The sequence below is a fragment of the Acidovorax sp. HMWF018 genome (assembly GCF_003061035.1).
Taxonomy (GTDB): Bacteria; Pseudomonadota; Gammaproteobacteria; order Burkholderiales; family Burkholderiaceae_C; genus Acidovorax; species Acidovorax delafieldii.
In genome coordinates this window covers 1-1452 of record NZ_QAIM01000571.1, presented here as the reverse complement: position 1 = coordinate 1452, position 1452 = coordinate 1, and the positions used below count along the sequence as shown (strand labels likewise).

At 51.0% G+C, this 1452-nt stretch carries 2 protein-coding genes; one reads left to right on the top strand and one right to left on the bottom strand.

All coding sequences use genetic code 11. The features are described 5' to 3' along the window. Positions 1–402 precede the first annotated feature (402 nt). Complete coding sequence (locus DBR23_RS24490) at positions 403–912, top strand: DUF2199 domain-containing protein (protein ID WP_108499858.1); 510 nt, start codon at positions 403–405, stop codon at positions 910–912. Positions 913–1128: 216 nt separating this feature from the next. Here the strand turns inward: DBR23_RS24490 and DBR23_RS31680 are convergent. Then, a partial coding sequence (locus tag DBR23_RS31680; protein WP_233250716.1) for an SMI1/KNR4 family protein occupies positions 1129–1452 on the bottom strand: 324 nt, incomplete at its 5' end.

Genomic DNA, 1452 nt, shown 5'->3' with positions numbered 1-1452 from the left:
CTGGCTTGTCTGTCTGGTCGGTTGGGTTGCCTCAATTGTCCTGGCAAGACGTCAACCGGGAAACGACGGTGGGGAGTATTTCAGCAGCCTGCTAAGCCGACTTTCAATAGTGCCGCCCGTAAGCGGCCTTTGACTCGCTGCACGCTACTGTTGGAAATACCGGAGCCTGCCGACTCGCGAGCTATAGTTTGCCGAGTTGACACGTGCCGGTTTTCACGGAATTTTTATATCTGGACGCTTGAACAGCTCGTCGCTTGCAAGCCTATGCTGCAATCCACTCCCGGAGAAATCAGTGTCCAGAATATCCTGCATTGTCCAGTTTATCCCGCAGGTTCTGCGGTCTAAATTACGTTAGGCTTTTCGCAAAGGCGCACCATAGCTATTCGCTAGATTTCACGAAATATGACGTTCCGCTTCAAGTGCATCTCCTGTGATCAGGTACATGAAGGTATGCCTACCTTTGGCGCTAGCGCACCACTTAGCTACTACGAGATCCCAGAAGCAGAAAGACCGTCACGTTGTGATCTTGGGTCTGATGACTGCATCATAGACGGTAAGCACTTCTTCGTTCGCGGGTGCATCGACATTCCTGTTCACGGTCAAGATGAATCATTCAGTTGGGGCGTTTGGGTTTCCCTCAGTGAGGCAAGCCATCTTCAATGGATAAAGTACTTTGACGAGAAGAAGCGTGCCCATATCGGCCCATTTTTCGGATGGCTAAACGCATGGCTAAAGCCTTATCCCGATACCGTGAACCTAAAGACGAAAGTTCACTTGAGAGACGATGGAATCCGACCGTACATCGAACTTGAGCCGACAGATCACCCACTAGCAGTTGAACAGCGCGAAGGCATCTCCGTTGAGCGTGTCGCAGAAATCTATGCTCTTATGGTTCACAACAATGATGCTTGATTCAACAGCTTTCGCATCTGTCACCAGCCTAACTGTAAGTTCAACACGGACAAAAATGCTCCGCATTTTTGCCGGTTAACCTGGGCGTTGAGCGTCCACTTTCATTTGCGGTGACCGGCTGCTCATGGCCGGATTCTGCCCCACGGCGAGAGACGCTACCGGGGCCGAAGCGGGCGATACTTTCCGAAGAAAGGCCGCCCTTGCCTCAGAAAATTACTACCGGAATGGAGTTGAGGAAAGAGATTCGCAAAACTCGCTGAAAGACGGGCTAACTTCGCGAATAGAGGGAGCATCCTCAGAGGAGTTTTCATTGCTCCACAGGACTACTGCAGATGAGTCTGAACTGCAGTCGAAACATAGCGCGTCGTTGTCTGCGAGAACCGCAAAGGGCAAGAGCGTCCCAAGGCGATCTTCAAGAGCCGACCAAAATACATTCGCGTTGAAAAAAACCAGATGCCGCTCCGGAATTTTGGAAGCATCTGCATAATTCAAAAAGCGCTCTATGGGTGATGGCAGAGAGCCAGTGCCAGCTCGAAAGAA

Excerpts from the sequence above, each read along its gene's own strand:
- DBR23_RS24490 (WP_108499858.1), top strand. The coding sequence starts at position 403 with ATGACGTTCCGCTTCAAGTGCATCTCCTGTGATCAGGTACATGAAGGT.